Raw genomic sequence first — 21344 nt, 5'->3', positions numbered from 1 at the left:
AATGAAGAGGAGGCCACGCCATGGCTGACAAGAACACCGGCCGCGTCCACCAGGTCATCGGCGCCGTCGTCGACGTGGAGTTCGACGATAATCTGCCGCCGATCCTGAACGCGCTCGAATGCGACAACAACGGCATGCGCCTGGTGCTCGAGGTGGCGCAGCATCTCGGCGAGAACACCGTGCGCACCATCGCCATGGACCTGACCGAAGGTCTCGTCCGCGGCCAGGAGGTGGTCGACACCGGCTCGCCGATCCGCGTGCCGGTCGGCGACGCGACGCTCGGGCGCATCATGAACGTCATCGGCGAGCCGATCGACGAGGTCGGCCCGATCAACTCCGACGAGAAGCGCGCGATCCACCAGCCGGCCCCGCCCTATATCGAGCAGTCGCCGGAGAGCCAGGTGCTGGTCACCGGCATCAAGGTCATCGACCTCCTGACGCCCTATGCGCGCGGCGGCAAGATCGGCCTGTTCGGCGGCGCCGGCGTCGGCAAGACGGTGCTGATCCAGGAGCTGATCAACAACGTCGCCAAGGCGCATGGCGGCTACTCGGTGTTCGCCGGCGTCGGCGAGCGCACCCGCGAGGGCAACGACCTCTATCACGAGATGATCGAGTCGGGCGTCAACAAGGATCCGCACGAACATGACGGCTCGGCCGAAGGCTCGAAGGCGGCGCTGGTCTACGGCCAGATGAACGAGCCCCCCGGCGCCCGCGCCCGCGTCGCGCTGACCGGCCTCACCATCGCCGAGCATTTCCGCGACCAGGGCCAGGACGTCCTGTTCTTCGTAGACAACATCTTCCGCTTCACCCAGGCGGGTTCGGAAGTGTCGGCGCTGCTCGGCCGCATTCCCTCGGCGGTGGGCTACCAGCCGACGCTCGCCACCGACATGGGCGCGATGCAGGAGCGCATCACCACCACGACCAAGGGTTCGATCACCTCGGTCCAGGCCGTCTACGTTCCGGCCGACGACCTGACCGACCCGGCGCCGGCGACCACCTTCGCCCATCTGGACGCGACGACGGTTCTCAACCGCGCGATCTCGGAAAAGGGCATCTACCCGGCCGTCGATCCGCTCGATTCCACCTCGCGCATCCTGTCGCCGCTGATCGTCGGCGAGGAGCATTACGAGGTCGCGCGGCGGGTCCAGGAGATCCTGCAGAAGTACAAGTCGCTGCAGGACATCATTGCCATTCTCGGCATGGACGAGCTGTCGGAAGAGGACAAGCTCACCGTCGCCCGCGCCCGCAAGATCGAGCGCTTCCTGTCGCAGCCCTTCGCGGTCGCCGAGGTGTTCACCAACACACCGGGCCAGCTCGTCTCCCTCGAGGATACGATCCGCTCGTTCAAGGGCCTCGTCGGCGGCGAATACGACCACCTGCCGGAAGCCGCCTTCTACATGGTCGGCTCCATCGACATGGCGGTCGAGAAGGCCAAGAAGCTGGCGCAGGAAGCCGCCTGATGAGCGGCGATCGCGATCTTCTGATCGAGGACGCGATCAACGAGACCTGTCCGTGGTCGGGAAAGCCGATCGCGGACGATTCCCTGACGATGTACAACGGCGCGGTGGTCGGCTTCTGCAATCCCGGCTGCCGCGACAAGTTCGCCGCGGCGATCGCGCATTTTGAAGCCGCCGCGAAGCAACGAGAGACCGATGGCCGATAGCTTCCAGTTCGAACTCGTCTCGCCGGAAAAGCTCCTGATGTCCGAGGCGGTGACCGCCGTCTCGATCCCCGGCTCGGAAGGCTTCTTCACCGTGATGGCGAAGCACGCGCCGGTGATGTCGACCATCAAGCCGGGCATCGTCACGGTGACCAAGGACGGCGGCGGCGAGGAACGGATCTTCGTGCGCGGCGGCTTCGCCGACGTCAACGAGAACGGCCTGACGCTGCTTGCCGAACATGCCGAGCCGGCGGACAAGGTCGACATGGCCGCCCTCGACCAGAGCATCAAGGATGCCGAGGAGGACGTCGCCGACGCCGCCGATCCGGAGGTGAAGGCCAGAGCCCAGCACAGGCTCGACCAGTTGAAGGAAGCGCGGGCCGGCCTTGCCGGCTGATGGCCTGCGACGACTTCCGGCCAATTCATGCGGCCCGGAACCGGCGACGGTTCCGGGCCGATTTCATTTCCGAGCCGGCCTCTGCTCAGACCTGCGCCAGCCCGCCGTCGACGGCGAGTTCGACGCCATTGACGTAGCTCGCGGCCGGAGACGCGAGAAACAGCACGGCGGCCGCGATCTCGATCGGATCGGCGACCCGGCCGGCCGGCGCCGCCTCGGCGACATATTGCGAAAATCCTTCGAATTCCTCGGCCGACATCTTCAGGCCGGTTTCGAGAATCGGCGTCTTCGTGACCCCGGGGCTGACGGCGTTGACGCGGATGCGCCGCGCCCTGAGATCGCTGGCGAAGGAGCGCGCCAGCGACCGCACGGCTGCCTTGGAGGCGCTGTAGAGGCTGAGGTCGGGCATCCCCTTCCCGGAGACGATCGAGGCGTTGAGCACCACGGCGGCACCGTCGGCGAGGACGGGCAGCAGGCTCTGGACGGTGAAGAACACGCCCTTGACGTTGACGTCGAAGGTCCGGTCGAAATCCGCTTCGCTCGTCTCGCCGAGGCGGTTCTTCTCGGCGATGCCAGCATTGGCGAAGAGCACGTCGATCCGGTCGCCGTTCGCCGTGATCGCCTTCTCGAGCCGGCCGAGCGCCGCGACGTCGCCGGCGTCGGCCTGTACCGCCTGCGCCGAAGCCCCGATCTCTTCCGCCGCGGCCTCCAGCGCGGCTTGCCTCCGTCCGGTGATGTAGATCCGCCGAGCGCCGGCCGCGGCGAAGGCCTTCGCCGCCGCAAGGCCGATGCCGGAGGAACCGCCCGTCACCACCACGGTCCTGCCCTCGAACTGTCCGCTCATGACGCGTCCTTTCCATTAGTTCGTTAATTCCGAATTACGGATATATGGAACTATTGGAGGCTGTCAATTCCTCTGCTAGGACGGGCCATGGCCGAACTCTTTCATCCCGCACCGGAGGCGATCAGCCTGACCGCAGTCCTCGCCGCGATCGGCGAGCCGACGCGGCTCGCGATCGTCAAACGGCTCGACCAGGCGGATTGCGGCATCAATTGCGGCCAGGCGGCGCCCTGCCCCGACCTCGCCAAGTCGACCATGTCGAACCACTTCCGGGTGCTGCGGGAGGCCGGGGTCATCCGCATGGTCAAGCGCGGCGTCGAAAACATCAACACGCTGCGCCGCGAAGACCTCGATTCGCGCTTCCCGGGCCTGCTCGATCATATTCTGCGGGTTGCCGACTGATCGCGGCCGCGCACCGGCGATCGACCGCGTGCTTTCGCGGCAAGCCTCTGACCGGCGCCTTGTCGCGGCCAGGGGGGGTGACGGCGGCACATTCGGGCGAAATCGCTGATGGACCCGCGCGGAAGCCGGGCGGCGCGACGCGGCGGCGTCACTTCTGAAGGTGACGGAAAGCCTTCACCACTTCCTCATAGACGCCCCGCTTGAACGGCACGATGGCCTCCAGAAGCTCGTCCATCGTCTTCCAGGCCCAGCGGTCGAATTCGGCGTCATGGCCACCGGGCGGCGGGTCGATCGCGATCTCCGCCTCCTCGCCCTCGAAGCGGAAGGCGAACCAGCGCTGCTTCTGGCCGCGATAGCGGCCCTTGAAGGCGACGCCGACGAGATGCGGCGGCAGGTCGTAGGTGATCCAGCCGGGGGTTTCGGCGAGATAGGAGACGGTCTTCATGCCGGTCTCTTCCCAGAGCTCGCGCCGCGCCGCCTCGAGCGCGTCCTCGCCCTCGTCGATGCCGCCCTGCGGCATCTGCCAGAGCTTCTCGGCGCCGGTCATTTCGCCCTTTTCCTCGACCAAGCGCCGCCCGGCCCAGACGAGTCCGGCGGGGTTGAGGACCATGATGCCGACGCAGGGACGATAGGGCAGCGTCTGGGGATCGACGGGCATGGGGGACGGGCCTCTCCTCGCTCGGCTCTGACCGGTGCGGTCGCGCGGATGCTGTAGCGTGGCGCCTCGCCGCGGCGCAAGCCGGCATGGCGGTGGCGCCCGCAAAGCATGCAGAGAGCGCATGTGAGGAGAAACTTGCCATTTCCTTCGCAATTGCGAAAAATGCACCCTCGTCGCCGCCGCCGCTTCCGATCTATGCTGGCGGGATGAGAAGGATGACCGCCGCCATGTCGCTGACGCCGACCCAGCCTGCCAGGACGCCGACCCCCGCCCGCCCCAAGCGGATGGGCGACCTCGCCGTCCTGCCGGTGTTCTTCGCGCTGAAGGGGCGGCATGTCCTGATGGCCGGCGGGTCGGCGGCCGCGGCGTGGAAGGCCGAGGTTCTGGCGGCCGCGGGCGCGCGGGTGGAGCTCTATGCCCCCGCCGCCGAACGCGACGCCGAGATGGCGGCGCTCGTCGCCGAAATCGGCACGAGCGATTCGCCCGCACCCGGCCGCATCCGCCATCACGACCGGCCCTGGTCGCTCGACCTGTTCACCGGCACCGCCCCGCGATTCGCCCTCGCCGTCCTCGACACGGAGTCCGAGGCCGAGGGCGAGGCTTTCGCCTGTGCGGCGCGGGCGGCGTCGATCCCGGTCAACGTCGTCGACAAGCCGGCCTTCTGCGACTTCGCCTTCGGCTCGATCGTCAACCGCTCGCCGGTCGTCGTCGGCATCTCGACCTTCGGTGCCGCGCCGATCCTCGGCCAGGCCATCCGTCGGCGCATCGAGACGCTGCTGCCGCCTGCCCTTGCCGGCTGGGCGGCGCTCGCCGCAAGGCTGCGCGAGGCGACGATGGAGAAGCTCTCGCCGGGCCTGGAACGCCGCACCTTCTGGGAGCGCTTCACCGACGCCGCCTTCCTCACCCGGGCGCCGGAAGCCGGCGACGAGGCGGCCGCAAGCCGGCTGATCGACGCGATCGCCGCGGCGCCGGAGCCGGCCCTCGGGGCGAGGCTCGGCAAGGTGACGCTGGTCGGCGCCGGCCCCGGCGAGGCGGAACTCCTGACCTTGAAGGCGGTGCGCGCCCTGCAGGCGGCCGACGTCATCCTGTTCGACGACCTCGTCTCGGACGGCGTCCTCGAACTCGCGCGCCGCGAGGCCAAGCGGATGCTGGTCGGCAAGCGGGCGGCCCGCGAGAGCTGCCGCCAGGAAGACATCAACGCCCTGATGGTGCGCTTCGCCAAGGCCGGAAAGTCGGTCGTGCGGCTGAAATCCGGCGACGTCTCGGTGTTCGGCCGCGCCGGCGAGGAGCTGAAGGAGCTGAAGGCCGAGGGCATCCCGGTCGCGATCGTCCCCGGCATCACCGCCGCCTCGGCGCTCGCCGCCGCCTTCAACGTCTCGCTCACCCATCGCGACCACGCCCAGGAACTGCGCTTCGTCACCGGGCATTCCAAGAAGGGCGGCCTGCCGGAGGACGTCGACTGGCCGGCACTGGCAAAACCCAACGCCACCACGATCTTCTACATGGGCGGCCGCATGGCGGGCCGCATCGCCGCGCGGCTGATCGCCGAGGGCCTGTCGGAGCGAACGCCCGTCGCCGTCGCGGCGAACCTCTCGCGCGAGGACGAGACGCGGGCCGCCGGCCACCTCGCCGATCTCGCCGCGATCGTCGAGGCGATCGGCCTCGACCGGCCGATCCTCATCGGCGTCGGCAACGTCTTCGGCGAGGCGGCGGAAGCCTCGGACGCGGACGCGGTCGATCGGGCACAAGGCGGGCGGACCGCGCTCGCCGTTTGAGCCGGTCACGCGACATTGCCCGTCCTCCCGCCAATCGAGACAGTTTGGCTCCACGATGCGAGGAATGAAAGACCCCGCGCGAGCCGGATCGCACCGGCCGCGCGGGGACCGGCCGCTCAGGCGGCGTAGCGCCGGCGCTCTTCTTCCGTCAGCGCCGGGTAATCGGTGTAGCCGGCTTCGGCGCCGCCGTAGAAGGTCGCCTCGTCCCACTCGGCGAGCGGCGCGCCGAGCCGGATGCGCTCGACGAGGTCGGGGTTCGAGATGAACGGCCGGCCGAAGCAGGCGAGATCGATGTCGCCCGCCGCAAGCCGCTCCTCCGCGAGATCGGGCGTATAGTTGTTGTTGCCCATATAGGTGCCGTCGAAATGCCGGCGCAGCGACCAGGCCTTGAAGGCGTGCGGGTCGCGGTCGCCGCGGGTCGCGCCCTCGACGACGTGGAGATAGGCCAGTTTGCGGGCCGAAAGCGCCTCGACATAGGCCGTGAAGACCGACGCCGGATCGCTGTCCTTCAGGTCGTTCGCCGGCGACACCGGCGAGATGCGGATGCCGGTCCGCTCCGGCCCGAAGACCTTCGACACGGCGTCGACGACCATCAGCGGGAACTTGAGGCGATTTTCCACCGACCCGCCGAATTCGTCGGTACGCCGGTTGGCGCCGTCGCGCAGGAACTGGTCGAGCAGATAGCCGTTCGCCGAGTGGATCTCGACCCCGTCGAAGCCGGCCGCCTTGGCGTTCTCCGTCGCCTTGGCGTAGTCGGCGACGACCCGCGGCAGTTCGCTCGCTTCGAGCGCCCGCGGCGCCACCGCGTCCTTCATGCCGCCCTCGGTGAAGGCCTTCATCGCGGGCGCGATCGCCGAGGGGGCGACCGGCAGGGCGCCGCCCGGCTGCAGGTCCGGATGCGAGACGCGGCCGACATGCCAGAGCTGCAGCACGATCTTGCCGCCCTCGCCGTGGACGGCCTGCGTCACCTTCTTCCAGGCCGCGACCTGTTCGTCGTTGAAGATGCCCGGCGTCCAGGCGTAGCCGCGGCCCTCCGGCGAGATGTTGGTCGCCTCGCTGACGATCAGCCCGGCCGAGGCGCGCTGGCGATAATATTCGACGTGGATGTCCTTCGGCACGCCGTCGCTGGTCGCGCGGCTGCGGGTCAGCGGCGCCATGACGATGCGGTTCTTCAGCGCGATCGGTCCGAGGTCGTAGGGCTGTAGGAGATGCTCGTGCTTCATGGTAGCGGATGTCCTTCGCGAGGCGGGCCGGCATGCGGCGCCGCGGAACTTCAATGTCGGTGCCTCAATGTGGTGCAGCGCAACAGGCCGAACAGCGCCATGAACGTAGCGTTCGTTTCCAGGCGACGATCGGACCGGTCGCGGGCGCCGGTCGCGCGGACCCGGCATCGCGGGCCGGGCCGGCTTCCTGCCGCCTCGCCCGGACCGGCCGCCGCATGAACTACCGCCACGCCTTCCATGCCGGCAATTTCGCCGACGTCGTCAAGCACGCGCTGTTCTGCCGGCTGGTGCGCTACCTGCAGCGCAAGGACGGCGCGATCCGCATCTACGACACCCATGCCGGGCCGGGTCTCTACGACCTGGCGGGCGAGGCCGCCACGCGCACGATGGAGCACGCCGCGGGCATATCGGCGCTGGCTTCGGCCGGCGAAAGGATCCGTGAACACCCGCTGTTTCGCGACTACTGGTCGATCGTCGCAGCCGAGTTCTCCGAGCGCCGCTATCCCGGCTCGCCGCTGATCGCCCGGCAGCTGCTGCGGCCGCAGGACCGGCTGTCGGCCTACGAACTCCATCCCGAGGACGCCGCGCAGCTCAAAGCCCTCTTCGCCGGCGACCCGGCCGTCAAGGCGATCGCCCTCGACGGCTGGCTGGCGCTCGGCGCCCACGTGCCGCCGAAGGAAAAACGCGGCCTCGTCCTCGTCGACCCGCCCTTCGAGAAGCCGGGCGAGGTGGACGACATCGGCGACGCCCTCGAAAAGGCTCTGGCGCGCTGGCGCGGCGGCGTCTTCGCCGTCTGGTATCCGGTCAAGCGCGCCGCCATGGTGGAGGCCTTGAAGGAGCGTCTGCGGGCGCTCGCACCCGGCGATCTCGTCGTCGCCGAATTCCTGCGCGAGCCGCCGACGCCGGCCGAAACCCTCGTCGGCAGCGGGCTCGCCGTGGTCAACCCGCCCTATGTCTTCGCAGAAGAGGCGGAAGCGATCCTGTCGCTGCTCGCGCCTGTCCTCGGGCGCGGCAACAGGGCAACAACCACCGTCAAAGAATGGCCCGGCAAGGCATCGTGACATCAAAGCGATGGCGAATGGTGCTAGCGTCGCCGCGAAGAGTGATCTGGTTGTGCGGGAGTTTGCCACCATGAACCGGCTTTCGGCCATCGTCCTGACCCTTGGCGCCGCCTCCGCCGCCCTCGCCTCGCAACCCGCCGGCGCCGCGGACGTCATGGAGAGCTACCGCACCGAGACGATCCCCGCGAAGGTTCCGGCCTGCGACGATCCGGCGGTTCTCGGCGAGGTCGAGGACCAGTTCGAATACGGCGCGCCGCGCATGCTCGAAGCCGAACTGTCGATCCTCGAATTCCGCGGCATGTTCGAAAAGGCTTACCAGCCGCAGCTCCTCGACGATCCCTATCCGGCGCCGAACCCGATCGAACGACGCTACTGCCAGGCCAAGGCGCTGATCTCCGACCAGAAGTGGCGCACGGTCTACTACGTCGTCGAATATCCGATGGGATACGCCGCCGCCGGCGACTATCTCGGCCTGTTCTCGCCGGTGAAGGCGTGGAAGGCCGAGGGCTGCGTCCTCGGGCTCGACGAGTGGCACGTCTATGGCGCCAACTGCCAGTCGCTGCGCCGCTATCCGCCCGATGCGGCGACGGGTTCCTACCCCGGCTACGTCTCGAAATACTGACCCTCCAGCCGGGATCGCCTCGATGCGCATCTTCTATTCGCCCGCCTCCCCCTTCGCGGCGAAGGTCCGCATGGCCGCGAGCCATTGCGGCCTCGAACTCGAGAGCGTCGACACCGACACCAAGGCCGAGCCGGCCGATCTCCTCGCCAGCAACCCGCTCGGCAAGATCCCGGCCGTGGTCCTCGACGACGGCACGGCGCTCTACGATTCAAGGACGATCTGCGATTATTTCGACAAGCTGACCGGCGGCCAGCTGGTGCCCCAGACCCTCGAGGACTGGACGAAGGTCAAGCTCGCGGAAGCGACCGCCGACGGGATCGGCGACGCGCTGATCCTCGTCCTCTACGAGGAGCGCTACAGGCCCGCCGACAGGCGGCACCAGCCCTGGGTCGACAAGCAGATGCGCAAGGCGGACCGCGGGCTGGAAGTGCTCGAGGGCCAGATCGAAGATCTTCCCGAGGGACCGACGACGGCGCATTTCGCCGTCGCCGGGCTGCTCGGCTGGATGTCCTTCCGCTTCGCCGGCAAACTCGAGGCCGAGCGCCCGGCTCTGGCGGCGTGGCTGCAAAGCTTCGCCGAGACGTTCCCGGCCTACGCCGAACTCGGGCCGCGCCAGGCCTGACGGGAGCGCCGGGCCGGTCGAACTGCCCGGCAGCGTCTCGTTTCCCCTCTGCTATCCCCGGCAGCCGGCCGGACCACGCCTGCCGCAGCGGCTCGACCGCTCGGTTGCAGGCGTCGCCGTCGTTGACACCTTTGATTGCGTCGAATTAGATTGCTGCAATCTTTCCGAGCAATTCCGTCATCGACGGAGGGGGGAGACGTTCCCGGCCTACGCCGAACTCGGGCCGCGCCAGGCCTGACGAGAGCGCCGGGACGGTCGAACTGCCCGGCAGCGTCTCGTTTCCCCTCTCCTATCCCCGGCAGCCGGCCGGATCACGCCTGCCGCAGCGGCTCGACCGCGCGGTTGCAGGCGTCGCCGTCGTTGACACCTTTGATTGCGTCGAATTAGATTGCTGCAATCTTTCCGAGCAATTCCGTCATCGACGGAGGGGGTGTCATGACGTTCCGTTGGCTCCGGGCAACCAGCCTTCTGGTCGCGGCGATCGTCCTTGCAGCAGCGGGTTCTGCGGCCGCCGATCCGGCCTATGACCGCCGCGAGGTCGTCGACTTCTTCGCCAAATCCGCCGGGGACGGGCCCGCCCTCGGCAAGACCCGCTCGATGCGCTTCGCCAACACCCGCGGCATCTGCGTCGGCCTCGAATCCGAGTGCCGGGCGAAGGCGCGGCCGAAGGGTTTCGACATGCTGATCAACTTCGATCTCGATTCGGCGACGCTGAGCCTTGCCGCGCGCGACAACCTGCGGGAGATGGCCGCGGCTCTGGCGGACCGGCGGCTCAGCGCCATGCGCTTCGTCGTCGAGGGCCACACCGACGCCCGCGGCACCGACTGGTACAACGAGGAACTGTCGCGACGGCGCGCCGAATCGGTGCGGGCCTATCTCCTCGCACTCGGCATCGATCCCGCCAAGATCGAGGCGGCCGGCCTCGGCGAGCGGGTGCCGCGGGTTTCCGATCCCTACGATCCCGTCAACCGCCGGGTCGAGATGCGCGTCAGCGTGCAGTAGCGGCGGGCGGGCATCGTCGACGCCGCCTCGGGCTGAGCCATGGCCGATCGCACCCTGATCCTGCAGCCGCTGTCCGACGAAGCGCCCTGCGGCCCCGACCTGGTCGCGGCGGACGACGCCGGCTTCCTGACGTTCCGCGACCGGCTGGAGGGCCTCCTTCCCGTCCGCATGGCGGGCGGCCGTCTGATGCGCGAGGACGGCCAGCCCTTCGAGCCGCGCGACATCCGGCCGGCGGAGGAGGCGAAGACCCTCGCGCGCCTGCTCGAACGTTCGCGGGATCTGCGCTTTCTCCTGATCGACGCCCGGCTGCGCCTCCTCGCCGGCGACCTGCCGGGCCTCGCCGGGGCGATCGGCCTTTCCGCCGAACTTCTCGCGACGCGCTGGGGAAGCGCCCACCCGCGCGACGTCGCGCAGCGCCGCGGCGAGTTCGAAAGTTTCGAGCCGCCGGTTTCCGGATCGATCCCGCTGCAGTTCGTGCCGCTCCTCCGCGATCGGCGGGCCGGGGCCATCCGCTTCCGCGACTTCCTCGTCGCCACCGGCGAGGCCGCCGGACCGGAAGGCGAGCGCACACCGGACGAAGCGACCATCCGCTCCGCTTTGGCCGATGCCGCGAACGCCGCCGCCGTCGACGCGGCGCGAGGCGCCCTCGCCGCGACCCGTGACGCCTTCGGGGCGGTGCGGGCGGCCTTCGCGGAGAACGGCGAAGCCGGCGCTGCCCCGCAGATGAAGACCTTTCTCGCGACGGTCGCGCGGATCCTCGCGCTGATCGACGAGGCGCGGGGCAGCGCCCCTTCCGCCGGCGCCGCTTCGGACACCGACCCGGCCGCCCCCGAACGGATTGCCGCACCGGATCCGGCGCTCCGGCCGGCCGCGGCGATCGCGACGGTCCCGATCGCCGACCACCGTCAGGCCGCAGAGGCCCTCGTGGCGGCGGAGGCCTATTTCGCCGGCGTCGAACCCTCCTCGCCGGCCCTTCTCCTGATCCATCAGGCCCGCACGCTGATCGGCCGGCCGCTGGTCGAGGCGTTGCAGGTTCTGGCGCCGAACCTCGCCGTCTCCGCCTCGCTGGACGTCGGCGGGCCGGCCGGCTTCGCGCTCGACCTCGGCCGGCTCGCCAGCCTCGGCGAGGCCGCGCTTCAGCCCGGCGCCTGCGGAGCGTCCCCGGCATCGTCGCAGGATCCGCCGTCCCGGCCCGCGGAGACCACCTTCGCCGCGTCGACCCGCGAAGCGGCGACTGCGCTGGTCGCCAGCGTCGAGGCGTATTTCCACAAGAGCGAACCGTCGAGCCCGGTGCCGCTGCTGCTCGCCCGCGCCCGCAGCCTCGTCGGCCGGGATTTTCTGGCGCTGCTTCCCCAGCTGTTTCCGTCGCTGCGGCAGGAAAACCGGTGATGAGCGGCCAGCCGCGGCGGGCAGAAACTCTCGCAAAGGTTTTGTTTGACTTTGTTAAACAACTCTGGCTTGCTGCGCGAAATCGCACCACCTAGGAGACGCGATCCATGCCCTCCGACTCCGGCCAGCGCTACCTCAAACGCAACCGGCCGCCCCGCGTGCAGATCTCCTACGAGGACCCGCACGATGCGAACCGGCGGGTGGAGCTTCCCTTCGTCATGGGGGTGATGGCCGACCTTTCGGGCAATGCGCCCGGCGCGGAGAAGCCGCCGGTCGGCGAGCGGCGTCTCGAACAGGTCGACATGGACAGCTTCGACGAATTCATCGGCCGGGTGAAGCCGGGCGTGCGCTTCGCCGTCGAGAGCAAGCTGAAGGAGAACGACAGCGACAGGCTCTCCGTCGAGCTCGACTTCCTTTCGATGGACGATTTCAGCCCGAGCGCCGTCGCCGCCAAGGTTCCGCCGCTGCGGCGGCTGCTCGAGGCGCGTCGGCAACTCTCCAATCTCAGGAGCTACATGACCGGCCGGGTCCAGGCGGAAGACCTGATGCAGAAGCTCCTCGCCGATCCGGCCCTGATGGCGGCGATCCGCGACAACCGCCGGCAGCGGACGGACGGCCTTGAGGCAGCGGACGGCGCGGCGGCGGACGGTGTCGATGGGCCTGACAGCGGCCGGAACGACGCCTGAGCGGGCGGGAGGGGAGAATTGCCGATGAGTGACATCCGATCTGCCGGCATCGAGGCCGACCACGAGGTGACCGGCCGCGAGGCGGTCGCCGCCGAGGCGAGCGAGGCCGACGCCTTCGCGGCACTGCTCAAGCAGAGCATCAATCCGACGCGCTCGGAGGCCCGGGCGAGCGAACTCGACAAGGCCTTCGACACGCTCATCGGCGAGGCGCTGGAAAATGCCGATCTCGTCGGCAGCGACGTCTACGAGACCCTCGGCGCGATGATCACGCGGATCGACGCCGTTCTCTCCGATCAGGTCAACGCCATCATCCACCACCCGACCTTCCAGGAGATCGAGAGCGCGTGGCGCGGCCTCGAATATCTCGTCACCCATTCCGAGACCGACGCCAATCTGAAGCTCAAGGTGATGAACGTCGGCAAGACCGAGCTCTACCGCGAGCTCGAAACCTACCGCGGCGGACGCTGGGACCAGAGCCCGCTGTTCAAGGAGATCTACGAGGCCGAGTTCGGCCAGCTGGGCGGCCAGCCCTACGGCGCCCTCATCGGCGACTACTATTTCGAGAAGTCGCCCACCGACATCGCGCTGCTGCGGCATCTCGGCAAGATCGCCGCCGCCTCGCACTGTCCCTTCGTCGCCTCCGCCGGGCCGGCGCTGCTCGACATGGAGAGCTGGAACGAGCTGTCGAAGCCGCGCGACATCTCGACCATTCTCGACACCCCGGACTTCGCCGCCTGGAAGAGCCTGCGCGATTCGGAGAACTCCCGCTATCTCGGCCTCTGCATGCCGCGCGTCCTGTCGCGCGAGCCCTATGGCGCGAAGTCCGTGCCGGTCGAGGCATTCGGCTTCGAGGAGGAGACCGACGGCCATTCGGGGCAGAAATACGCCTGGATGAACGCCGCCTACACCTATGCGGCCAACATCAACCGCGCCTTCAAGGACTACGGCTGGACGGTGCAGATCCGCGGCGTCAATTCCGGCGGCGAGGTGTCGGACCTTCCGACCCACGCGTTTTCGACCAGCGATCCCGACGCCGGCACCGGCAAGATGATCGACCTCAAATGCCCGACCGAGATCGCAATCTCCGACCGGCGCGAGGCGGAGCTGTCGAAGGCCGGCCTGCTGCCGCTGATCCACCGCAAGAACACCGACAAGGCGGCCTTCATCGGCGCCCAGTCGCTCTATCGCCCGAAGGCCTACGACGACGCCGAGGCGACGGCCTCCGACAACCTGTCCTCGCGGCTGACCTACATGTTCGCGGTCTCGCGCTTCGCCCATTACCTCAAGCAGATGGTCCGCGACCACATCGGCACCTACAAGGAGCGCGACAAGCTGCAGAACTGGCTGCAGACCTGGATCTACCAGTATGTCGACGGCGACCCCCGGAACTCGTCGGACGAGGCAAAGGCCAAGCGGCCGCTCGCGGCGGCGCAGGTCGAGGTTTTTCCCGACGAGGAGAACCCCGGCTATTACGGCGCGCGCTTCCACCTGCGCCCGCACTTCCAGCTGGAAGGCATGGATATCGGCCTCAGCCTGGTCTCGAAGCTGCCGAAGAGCGAGGCCGCCTGACGCCGCCTCCGGGCCGGCCGCGGCGGCAGCGCGCTTCGTCCCCTGCCGCCGCGCGAAAGTCCGGGAGCCGCCATCGCAGATGACGTTCGTTGCGGCCGGAACATCCGTCCGGCCATCACTGGAGAGGCGACATGGCAGTCGACATCTTTCTGAAGATCGAGGGCATCCAGGGCGAAGCCCAGGACGAGAAGCACCGGGCCGAGATCGACATCCTCGCCTGGAGCTGGGGCCTCGCCCAGAGCGGCACCACCCACATGGGTCCCGGCGCCGGTTCCGGCAAAGTCGCCGTCCAGGACATCACCTTCACCAAATACTGCGACAAGGCGACCACCAACATCCTGAAGTTCTGCTCGAACGGCAAGCACATCCCCCAGGCGCTCCTGACCATCCGCAAGGCCGGCGGCGAGGCGCCGGTCGAATATTTCAAGCTGCAGATGACCGACCTCATCGTCTCCTCCTATGCGACGGGCGGCTCGGCCGACGGGCTCGACCGGCTGCAGGAAACGGTGACGCTGAACTTCCGCAAATTCACCGTCACCTACACCGAGCAGACCCAGCAGGGCACCGCCGGCGCGGCGACCGAAGCCACCTGGGACATCGCCGCCAACGTCGGATCGTGAAGCCGGGTCGGGTGCATGCCGGCACGAAGGCGTGCATCTCCGACGTGTTCCCGCTTCGGTCGGCCGCACGGCTGACCGAACTTTCCCCCCGCCTGTAGCCGGAGCGAGCCATGCCGCCGCGTCCCGTTCCCGATCGTTTCGAGGAACCGCTGATGCTCGCCTTTTCCGGGCCGCATCGCGAGAAGGAGGAACGACTGCGAAGGCGGCAGAGCCTCCGCAAGCCCGTGGACGAAGTGGGTGACGAGCCCGTCGACAAGGTCCGTGAGGTGAGCGCCCCCGCCCGCGCCGGCAAACGCAGGGCGATCGAGAACGACTTCAGAGAGCGGGTGAAGGCACTTTCGACGTCGATCGATCTCGCCGCGGCCTGCGACCTGTCCGCCCATCCGCGCGTCGCCGCCTCGATCCTCAACTACGGCCGCCCGGACGTCACCGGCATGATCGCCGACCCGAACGGCCTCGGCGATCTCCCCGCGGCCCTGAGCAGGGCCCTGGAACGCCACGAACCCGGCATCGTCGAGGGAAGCTTGTCCATCGGGCCGGCCGAGGATGCGACGTATCGGCACGGCTTCGACGCGGTGAGCCAGTCACTCCGCTTCGAGATTTCCCTCGATCTCGCCTTCGCGCCGCTGCCGATCCCCATCAAATTCCACGCCGAAATCGACGTCGCCGCCGGCAAGCTCGAGATCGACGTCGCCGGCCCGTCCTGACCGCCGCCGTGAATCACGCGCTGCTTGCCGCCTTCGAGGAAGAACTCGCGATCCTCTACGAGCGCGCCGAGGAGTTCGCCGCCGACTTTCCCGGCGTTGCCGAGCGGTTGGGTGGCCTGAAGCGCGACATGGTCGACCCCGGAATCAAGGCACTTCTCGAAGGCGCGGCCTTCATGGCCGCGCGGGTGCAACTGCAGCTCGATGCCGAGTTCTCGACCTTCACCACCGAATTCCTCGACCAGCTCCTGCCCGGCCATCTGGAGCCGGTGCCCTCGCTTGCCCTCCTCGCCGCCAAGCCGTCGGCGGGGAGCGACGCGGACACGGCGGCCCGCCTCGTCCCCACCGGCTCGATCGTGGAGAGCCTCCACCGCGACGCCGCCAGCGGCGTCGCCTGCCAGTTCCGCCTGACCAGCCCGATCGCGCTCTTTCCGGTGGAGATCACCGCCGCCGAATATCTGCCCTCGGCCGCGGCGATGCAGGCCCTGCGCGTCGGCGCCGGGCCAGACGTCGTCGCCGGACTGAAGATCACGCTGAAGCGGCTTGGGCCCGCCGGCGGCCCGGAGGGAAGGAGCCGCCCGATCGGCGAGCTGAAACTCGACGACCTCGTCGTCCACCTCGCCGGCCAACGCGCCGAACAGGACGCGATCTACGAACAGCTCTTCGCCCGGCTCTCGGGGATCGCCGTCCGCCACCTCGACGAGAACCGCGATCCCCGCGCTGCCAGGCTGCCCGCCTCGGCTATCGGGCAGATCGGCTTTGCGCCGGCCGAGGCGCTGTTTCCGCCGGACGACCGGGTTGCGCCGGGCTTTGCGCTGCTGCGCGAATTCTTCGCTTTTCCGGACAAGTATCTCGGCTTCCGGCTGACCGGCCTTCGCGCAGCGCTCGACGGCCTGCGGGCCGACGCGGTCGACCTCGTCTTCGAATTCACGGACACGGCTCCCTCGCTCGCCGCGCGGGTTTCGGCGAAGAGCTTCCGACTTTTCGCCGCGCCGGCCGTCAACCTGTTCGAGAAGAGTTGCGACCGCATCCGCCTCACCACCGGCCGTCACGAGCATCAGGTCGTGCCCGATCGCAGCGCACTCCTCGGCTACGAGCCGCACCGGATCCTCGGCGTCACGGCGATCTTTTCGGGCCGCGCCAAGGGCATGCCCGTCCTGCCGCTGCACGCTCCCGCCGCGGCCATCGCAGCGATGGGCGGCGGTCATGGCAATGCCCTCACCTACACCGCCCGTCGCCTGCCCCGCCGCACCACCGACCTCGAGCGCCGCCACGGTTCGGCCCCGGCCTACCGCGGCACCGATCTGTTCCTCAGCCTCGGCGGGACGGTGGCGGAAGGCGATGACGCCGTACCGCGCGAACTCTCCGTCACGGCGCTCTGCTCCAACCGGCATCTGGCCGGCGAACTCGCCCGCCTTCCCGGCGGCGGCAGGATGCGCCTCCCCGGCAACCGCGAACTGGAACTCGAAACCGTGGCCGGGCCGAGCGAGCCGCAGGAATCCGTCGTCGCCCGGAAGAACCCTCCGGGAAACCTGCAGCGCGGCGAGATCCTCTGGCGGCTGGTCGGCTTTCTCTCCTTCAACCATACCGGCCTCGCCGGCCATGATCCGGAGGACGGCGCCGAAGCGCTCCGCGCCGTCCTGTCTCTTTATTCAGACCTTTCGGACATCGCGACGGAGCGGCGGCTGCGCGGCATCCTCGCGCTGGCCTGCCGGCCGGTGACACGGCGGCTCCGGCGCCCCGACGGCTTTTACGGCGCACGGGGCGTCGAGGTGACGATCACGCTCGACGACGCCGCCTTCGAGGGAGCGGGCGTCATGCTGCTCGGCGCGGTGCTGGAGCGTTTTCTCGCCGATCTTTCCGGCGTCAACTCCTTCACCGAAACGGTGATCGAGACCCCGGCGCGCGGCCTCGTCAAACGCTGGCCGCCGCGCTCCGGCACGGGGCCGGTGCTGTGAGCGCGCCGCTCGTTGGGCCGCCCACATTCCTGGCCGTCATGCTCGGGGAGCAACTGGGAAAGCTTGCCGCGGAGGATCCGCAGGCGATCGATCTCTTCGTCCTGCTCAGGCAGGCCGAGCGCCGGGCAACGGAAAGGCCCCGCATCGGCAAAAGCCGCGCCGCCCGCGACGACGGCGTCACGCTCGGCCAGGAGCCTTTCGTGGCGTTTCCGTCCGGCAACGTCGCAGGCGTCACGCGCCGCGCCGGCCGGCTGCACGTCACGACCCGCTTCCTCGGCTATTTCGGGCCGCAGGGCGCCCTGCCGCTCCTTTCGACCCTCGACGCCATCGACTGGCAGGAGGCGGGCGACCAGTCCTTCCTCCGCTTCACCGAGATCTTCTCCAACCGCTTCCTGCAGCTGTTCTTCCGCGCCTTCGGCGACGCCCGGGCGATCGTCCAGGCCGACCGGCCGGAGGCGGATCGCTTCTGCCGCTATCTCGGGGCCGTCGCAGGCTTTTCGGAAGAGGCGGCAAGGACCCGCCAGGGGCCGGTCGCGGCGGCACGAACCGGCCATGCCGGCCTTCTAGCGGCGCGGGTGAAGGGACCGGCCGTCCTGTCGCAGATCCTTTCCGGCGTCCTCGGCGTCAGGGCGCGGATCGTCGAGCGCGTGCCGCTCAGGCTGACGCTCGAACCCGCCGAGTGCACGGCGCTCGGGGTGAACCGCTCGAGGCTCGGCGAGGATACGGCGCTCGGGTCGCGCGCCCTGTCGCTCGCCGACAAGATCGCGATCGAGATCCGCGCCAAGAGCCTCGCCGACTATCGCGCGCTCCTTCCCCGCGGCGCCCGGGCACGGCTTCTCGGCGAACTCGTCTTCCTCGCCCTCGGCCGCCGGGTCGAGACCGAGATCCGGCTCGGCCTTCCCGCGCATCTCGCCCCGCCGATCTGCCTCGGCAAGGCCGGAGAACTCGGCTGGACCGGCTGGATCGGCCAGCCCCGGGCGACGGACGACAGGGACCCCGGCGAGGCGGCGGCTGCCTGCCGCTTCGACGCCCGCTTCGTCCCCGGCCCGCCGGGTCCCGCCCTGCCAAATCCCGCCCTGTCCGGGCCGGTTCCGTGCGGGCCCGCCCCGCCAGAGCCGACACCGCCGGGCGCCGCGTCAGCCGAAGAGGCCATGTCATGACCGACATCAGCTACGAGATCCTCACCGGCAAGCTGACGCCGCTCGCCCACGAGGCCTTCCGAAAGGCGTTCTGGCAGGCCAAGGAGGCCGGCAACCGCCACGTCGAGCTCGCGCATTTCCTCTATCAGCTCGCCGCGGCGGACGGCTCGGACGTCGCCGCGACGCTCGAACATTTCGGCGCCCGGGCGGACGTCGTCCTCGCCGAACTCGCCGAGACGATCGGCCGGGCGAAGCGCAACGTCACCGAAATGCCGTCGATCGGCGAACCGCTCGGCGAAAGCCTCGACCGCGGCTGGCTCTACGCCTCGCTGCTCTTCGGTTCGGCGGCGATCCGCAGCGGCCACATTCTCGTCGGCGCGCTGCGCGACGCGGAGCTCTGCAAGACGCTCGCCGCCGCCTCGAAGAGCCTCGCGGGCCTTGATCCGGAACGCGTCGAAAATTCCGCCCGCGCCGTCTGGGCACGCTCCGCCGAAGAGCGGCAGGGACCGCTCGACGGTGCGTCGCTGCCCCGTCCCGACGCCGCGCCTGGCCCCGGAACTGCAGACCGCGCGGCGGATGGCGCGGCAGGATCGCCGCTGGCGCGCTTTGCCACCGACCTCACCGCGGAGGCGGCCGGGGGGCGGATGGACCCGGTGGTCGGCCGCGATCACGAGATCCGCCAGATCGTCGACGTGCTCCTGCGCCGGCGCCAGAACAATCCGCTCCTCACCGGCGATGCCGGCGTCGGCAAGACCGCCGTCGTCGAGGGCTTCGCCCAGCGGCTGGCGAGCGGCGACGTCCCGCCCTCGCTTCGCGGCGTCAGGCTCTGCGCCCTCGACATCGGGCTGATGCAGGCCGGCGCCTCGGTGAAGGGCGAGTTCGAGCAGCGCCTGAGAGCCGTCGTCGACGCGGTGCAGGCGAGCCCGGAGCCGATCATCCTGTTCATCGACGAGATCCACACCCTCGTCGGTGCCGGCGGCGCCAAGGGCACCGGCGACGCGGCCAATCTCCTGAAGCCCGCCCTCGCCCGGGGGACGCTGCGCACCATCGGCGCCACCACCTTCGCCGAATACCGCGCCCATATCGAAAGCGATCCGGCGCTGACCAGAAGGTTCCAGCCGATCGAGATCGGTGAGCCGGATCTCGGCCGCGCGACGCTCATGCTGCGCGGTCTCGCCCGGCCGATGGAGCGCCATCACGGCGTCCGGATCCTCGACGAGGCGGTGACCGCCGCCGTCTCGCTCTCGGCCCGCTACATTCCGGCACGCCAGCTGCCCGACAAGGCCGTCAGCCTGCTCGACACCGCGGCGGCGCGGGTCGCGGTCAGCCAGACGACGGTCCCGGCGGCGATCGCCGACCTCGACGCCGCGATTGCGGCGCTCCGCACCGAAGGCCGGGCACGACGGCGCGAGGCGGCCCTCCGGCCGTCGGACGGCGAGCGTCTTGCGGAAATCGACGCCTCGATCGCCGAGAAGACCGCGCGGCTCGACGCGCTTCAGGCGGCGCACCGGCACGAGGCGGCCGTGATTGAGACCATCCTCGCCTGCACGCCGCCCGTCGACGAAGACGGGCCGCACACCGAAAGCCCCGCCTTGCGATCGGAGGGGGCGGACGGCACCCCCGATGACGCGCAGCCGGCGGCGGACGAGGCCGCGGCAGAGACCGGCGGCCCGGGCGCCGGGGCGCTGCCCGAGGCGCTGGCCGCCCTCGCCGCCATCGACCCGGACGCGCGGATGATCCACGCCCATGTCGATGCCGACGCCGTCGCCGCGGTCGTCTCCGACTGGACCGGCATTCCCGTCGGGCGGATGATGCGCGACGAGGTCGAGACGGTCCTGACGCTCGCCGGGCTCCTGAAGCGCCGCGTCGTCGGCCAGGACCACGCGCTCGAAACCATCGCCCGGCGGATCGAGACCAGCCGCGCCGGCCTCGACGATCCCGGCAAGCCGGTCGGCGTCTTCCTGCTCTGCGGGCCCTCCGGCGTCGGCAAGACCGAGACGGCGCTGGCGCTCGCCGAAACGCTCTATGGCGGCGAGCAGAACCTCGTCACCATCAACATGTCGGAATTCCAGGAAGCGCACACGGTCTCGGCGCTGAAGGGCGCGCCGCCGGGCTATGTCGGCTATGGCGAGGGCGGCCGCCTCACCGAGGCGGTGCGGCGCCGGCCCTATGCGGTGGTGCTTCTCGACGAGGTCGAGAAGGCGCATCCCGACGTCCACGAGCTGTTCTTCCAGGTGTTCGACAAGGGCTGGATGGAGGACGGCAACGGCCGGCGGATCGATTTCCGCAACACGCTGATCATCCTGACCTCGAATGTCGGCACCGCGGCGATCATGCGCGCGACCGGCGACGGCACCGAGGCCGTCGCCGTCGAGGAGCTCGACGCCATGCTGCGGCCGGAGCTGTTGACGGTGTTTCCGCCGGCGCTGATCGGCCGGATGGTGCCGGTGCCCTACCGGCCGCTCTCGGCGGAGATGCTGGAGGGGATCGTCCGGCTGCAGCTTGCCCGGGTGGTCGGGCGGGTCAGGGAGAGCCAGCGCGCGACGCTTCAGATCGACGACGCCGTCGTTGCGGAGATCGTCCGGCGCTGCCGCGATCCGCAGTCGGGCGGGCGGACGATCGACCGCATCGTCACCCAGACGCTGCTGCCGGACCTGTCGCGGATGTTCCTCGCCAGGATGGTGAGCGGCGAGCCCGCCCGCAGCGCCCATGTCCGGCTCGGCGAGGACGGCGGCTTCCTCGTCGCCGTGGAATGATGCGGAGCGGAGCGAACAGGCACCGCCCATCTGCCCCCCCGGCGCCGCCACGCGAAACGGGCCCCGAAGGGCCCGTCGCGTCGATTCTTGCTTGCCATCGGCGCTGATCGGCATCCGCGCCGGCGATCGTCTTTACTCGACGATCGCGGCGACGATGCCGGCGCCGACGGTGCGGCCGCCTTCGCGGATGGCGAAGCGCAGGCGCTCCTCCATGGCGATCGGCACGATCAGCGTCACGTCCATCGTCACGTTGTCGCCCG

21 protein-coding genes are annotated in these 21344 nt (G+C 69.6%); 17 read left to right on the top strand and 4 right to left on the bottom strand.

Annotation, left to right across the window (positions count from 1 at the left end; genetic code table 11):
* The first annotated feature begins 20 nt into the window (after positions 1–20).
* From atpD to J1C47_RS17770, 3 genes are read left to right on the top strand one after another with little or no spacing between them, the layout of a single operon-like run.
* A complete protein-coding gene (atpD, locus tag J1C47_RS17780; RefSeq protein ID WP_207352132.1) occupies positions 21–1460 on the top strand; it encodes a F0F1 ATP synthase subunit beta in 1440 nt (479 codons plus the stop codon).
* On the top strand, positions 1460–1663 hold the full coding sequence (locus J1C47_RS17775) for an eL24 family ribosomal protein (RefSeq protein ID WP_207352131.1): 204 nt from the start codon (positions 1460–1462) through the stop codon (positions 1661–1663). The genes atpD and J1C47_RS17775 overlap by 1 nt, the downstream gene beginning before the upstream one ends.
* Positions 1653–2057: a F0F1 ATP synthase subunit epsilon gene (locus J1C47_RS17770; RefSeq protein ID WP_207352130.1), complete on the top strand. Its 405-nt coding sequence runs from the start codon at positions 1653–1655 to the stop codon at positions 2055–2057. The genes J1C47_RS17775 and J1C47_RS17770 overlap by 11 nt, the downstream gene beginning before the upstream one ends.
* 85 nt (positions 2058–2142) lie before the next feature.
* On the opposite strand, the gene J1C47_RS17765 is transcribed toward J1C47_RS17770, so the two are convergent.
* Positions 2143–2901 (bottom strand): SDR family oxidoreductase, encoded by a 759-nt coding sequence (locus J1C47_RS17765; protein ID WP_207352129.1) that lies wholly within the window; start codon positions 2899–2901, stop codon positions 2143–2145.
* An 87-nt stretch (positions 2902–2988) separates the two neighbouring features.
* Here J1C47_RS17765 and J1C47_RS17760 point away from each other — a divergent pair, with 87 nt between their 5' ends.
* On the top strand, positions 2989–3300 hold the full coding sequence (locus J1C47_RS17760; protein WP_207352128.1) for an ArsR/SmtB family transcription factor: 312 nt from the start codon (positions 2989–2991) through the stop codon (positions 3298–3300).
* A 148-nt stretch (positions 3301–3448) separates the two neighbouring features.
* On the opposite strand, the gene J1C47_RS17755 is transcribed toward J1C47_RS17760, so the two are convergent.
* The gene (locus J1C47_RS17755; protein ID WP_207352127.1) at positions 3449–3958 is read right to left on the bottom strand and encodes an RNA pyrophosphohydrolase; all 510 of its coding nucleotides are present in this window, start codon (positions 3956–3958) and stop codon (positions 3449–3451) included.
* A gap of 284 nt (positions 3959–4242) precedes the next feature.
* On the opposite strand from J1C47_RS17755, the gene cysG reads away from it, so the two are divergent.
* Positions 4243–5733 carry a siroheme synthase CysG gene (gene cysG, locus J1C47_RS17750; RefSeq protein WP_207352212.1) on the top strand — a complete coding sequence of 497 codons (1491 nt, stop codon included), beginning with the start codon at positions 4243–4245 and terminating at the stop codon, positions 5731–5733.
* A 116-nt stretch (positions 5734–5849) separates the two neighbouring features.
* Here cysG and J1C47_RS17745 read toward each other — a convergent pair whose 3' ends face one another.
* Positions 5850–6956 (bottom strand): alkene reductase, encoded by a 1107-nt coding sequence (locus J1C47_RS17745; RefSeq protein ID WP_207352126.1) that lies wholly within the window; start codon positions 6954–6956, stop codon positions 5850–5852.
* Positions 6957–7171: 215 nt separating this feature from the next.
* Here J1C47_RS17745 and J1C47_RS17740 point away from each other — a divergent pair, with 215 nt between their 5' ends.
* The 12 genes from J1C47_RS17740 to tssH all read left to right on the top strand — a co-directional run bounded on the left by J1C47_RS17740 (position 7172) and on the right by tssH (position 21084).
* Positions 7172–8017: a 23S rRNA (adenine(2030)-N(6))-methyltransferase RlmJ gene (locus J1C47_RS17740; protein WP_207352125.1), complete on the top strand. Its 846-nt coding sequence runs from the start codon at positions 7172–7174 to the stop codon at positions 8015–8017.
* 70 nt (positions 8018–8087) lie between these two features.
* A complete protein-coding gene (locus tag J1C47_RS17735; protein WP_207352124.1) occupies positions 8088–8639 on the top strand; it encodes a hypothetical protein in 552 nt (183 codons plus the stop codon).
* 22 nt (positions 8640–8661) lie between these two features.
* Positions 8662–9261, top strand: a complete 600-nt coding sequence (locus J1C47_RS17730; protein WP_207352123.1) for a glutathione S-transferase family protein — start codon at positions 8662–8664, stop codon at positions 9259–9261.
* Positions 9262–9696: 435 nt separating this feature from the next.
* Positions 9697–10263, top strand: a complete 567-nt coding sequence (locus J1C47_RS17725; RefSeq protein WP_207352122.1) for an OmpA family protein — start codon at positions 9697–9699, stop codon at positions 10261–10263.
* A gap of 39 nt (positions 10264–10302) precedes the next feature.
* Positions 10303–11652: a type VI secretion system protein TssA gene (locus tag J1C47_RS17720; RefSeq protein WP_207352121.1), complete on the top strand. Its 1350-nt coding sequence runs from the start codon at positions 10303–10305 to the stop codon at positions 11650–11652.
* A 107-nt stretch (positions 11653–11759) separates the two neighbouring features.
* The gene (gene tssB, locus J1C47_RS17715; RefSeq protein WP_207352120.1) at positions 11760–12338 is read left to right on the top strand and encodes a type VI secretion system contractile sheath small subunit; all 579 of its coding nucleotides are present in this window, start codon (positions 11760–11762) and stop codon (positions 12336–12338) included.
* A gap of 24 nt (positions 12339–12362) precedes the next feature.
* Entirely contained in the window at positions 12363–13907 is a 1545-nt protein-coding gene (gene tssC / locus J1C47_RS17710) for a type VI secretion system contractile sheath large subunit (protein ID WP_207352119.1), read from the top strand.
* Between the two features lie 131 nt (positions 13908–14038).
* A complete protein-coding gene (locus J1C47_RS17705; RefSeq protein WP_207352118.1) occupies positions 14039–14527 on the top strand; it encodes an Hcp family type VI secretion system effector in 489 nt (162 codons plus the stop codon).
* 110 nt (positions 14528–14637) lie between these two features.
* Complete coding sequence (locus tag J1C47_RS17700; RefSeq protein ID WP_207352117.1) at positions 14638–15234, top strand: GPW/gp25 family protein; 597 nt, start codon at positions 14638–14640, stop codon at positions 15232–15234.
* 8 nt (positions 15235–15242) lie between these two features.
* Positions 15243–17189 carry a type VI secretion system baseplate subunit TssF gene (tssF, locus tag J1C47_RS17695; protein WP_207352116.1) on the top strand — a complete coding sequence of 649 codons (1947 nt, stop codon included), beginning with the start codon at positions 15243–15245 and terminating at the stop codon, positions 17187–17189.
* A 38-nt stretch (positions 17190–17227) separates the two neighbouring features.
* Positions 17228–18349 carry a type VI secretion system baseplate subunit TssG gene (gene tssG / locus J1C47_RS17690; RefSeq protein WP_207352115.1) on the top strand — a complete coding sequence of 374 codons (1122 nt, stop codon included), beginning with the start codon at positions 17228–17230 and terminating at the stop codon, positions 18347–18349.
* A complete protein-coding gene (tssH, locus tag J1C47_RS17685; protein ID WP_207352114.1) occupies positions 18346–21084 on the top strand; it encodes a type VI secretion system ATPase TssH in 2739 nt (912 codons plus the stop codon). The genes tssG and tssH overlap by 4 nt, the downstream gene beginning before the upstream one ends.
* A 132-nt stretch (positions 21085–21216) precedes the next feature.
* Here the strand turns inward: tssH and J1C47_RS17680 are convergent.
* A partial coding sequence (locus J1C47_RS17680) for an EF-Tu C-terminal domain-related protein (protein WP_446685272.1) occupies positions 21217–21344 on the bottom strand: 128 nt, incomplete at its 5' end.

Source organism: Jiella sonneratiae (assembly GCF_017353515.1).
Classification (GTDB): Bacteria; Pseudomonadota; Alphaproteobacteria; order Rhizobiales; family Rhizobiaceae; genus Jiella; species Jiella sonneratiae.
Note: the sequence above shows the minus strand (reverse complement) of the source record. Positions and strands in the feature narration are given on the sequence as shown.

Bases quoted from the DNA above. Each gene is read 5' to 3' on its own strand.
- atpD (WP_207352132.1), top strand. From the start codon at position 21: ATGGCTGACAAGAACACCGGCCGCGTCCACCAGGTCATCGGCGCCGTC.
- J1C47_RS17775 (WP_207352131.1), top strand. From the start codon at position 1,460: ATGAGCGGCGATCGCGATCTTCTGATCGAGGACGCGATCAACGAGACC.
- J1C47_RS17770 (WP_207352130.1), top strand. From the start codon at position 1,653: ATGGCCGATAGCTTCCAGTTCGAACTCGTCTCGCCGGAAAAGCTCCTG.
- J1C47_RS17765 (WP_207352129.1), bottom strand. From the start codon at position 2,901: ATGAGCGGACAGTTCGAGGGCAGGACCGTGGTGGTGACGGGCGGTTCC.
- J1C47_RS17760 (WP_207352128.1), top strand. From the start codon at position 2,989: ATGGCCGAACTCTTTCATCCCGCACCGGAGGCGATCAGCCTGACCGCA.
- J1C47_RS17755 (WP_207352127.1), bottom strand. From the start codon at position 3,958: ATGCCCGTCGATCCCCAGACGCTGCCCTATCGTCCCTGCGTCGGCATC.
- cysG (WP_207352212.1), top strand. From the start codon at position 4,243: ATGGGCGACCTCGCCGTCCTGCCGGTGTTCTTCGCGCTGAAGGGGCGG.
- J1C47_RS17745 (WP_207352126.1), bottom strand. From the start codon at position 6,956: ATGAAGCACGAGCATCTCCTACAGCCCTACGACCTCGGACCGATCGCG.
- J1C47_RS17740 (WP_207352125.1), top strand. From the start codon at position 7,172: ATGAACTACCGCCACGCCTTCCATGCCGGCAATTTCGCCGACGTCGTC.
- J1C47_RS17735 (WP_207352124.1), top strand. From the start codon at position 8,088: ATGAACCGGCTTTCGGCCATCGTCCTGACCCTTGGCGCCGCCTCCGCC.
- J1C47_RS17730 (WP_207352123.1), top strand. From the start codon at position 8,662: ATGCGCATCTTCTATTCGCCCGCCTCCCCCTTCGCGGCGAAGGTCCGC.
- J1C47_RS17725 (WP_207352122.1), top strand. From the start codon at position 9,697: ATGACGTTCCGTTGGCTCCGGGCAACCAGCCTTCTGGTCGCGGCGATC.
- J1C47_RS17720 (WP_207352121.1), top strand. From the start codon at position 10,303: ATGGCCGATCGCACCCTGATCCTGCAGCCGCTGTCCGACGAAGCGCCC.
- tssB (WP_207352120.1), top strand. From the start codon at position 11,760: ATGCCCTCCGACTCCGGCCAGCGCTACCTCAAACGCAACCGGCCGCCC.
- tssC (WP_207352119.1), top strand. From the start codon at position 12,363: ATGAGTGACATCCGATCTGCCGGCATCGAGGCCGACCACGAGGTGACC.
- J1C47_RS17705 (WP_207352118.1), top strand. From the start codon at position 14,039: ATGGCAGTCGACATCTTTCTGAAGATCGAGGGCATCCAGGGCGAAGCC.
- J1C47_RS17700 (WP_207352117.1), top strand. From the start codon at position 14,638: ATGCCGCCGCGTCCCGTTCCCGATCGTTTCGAGGAACCGCTGATGCTC.
- tssG (WP_207352115.1), top strand. From the start codon at position 17,228: ATGCTCGGGGAGCAACTGGGAAAGCTTGCCGCGGAGGATCCGCAGGCG.
- tssH (WP_207352114.1), top strand. From the start codon at position 18,346: ATGACCGACATCAGCTACGAGATCCTCACCGGCAAGCTGACGCCGCTC.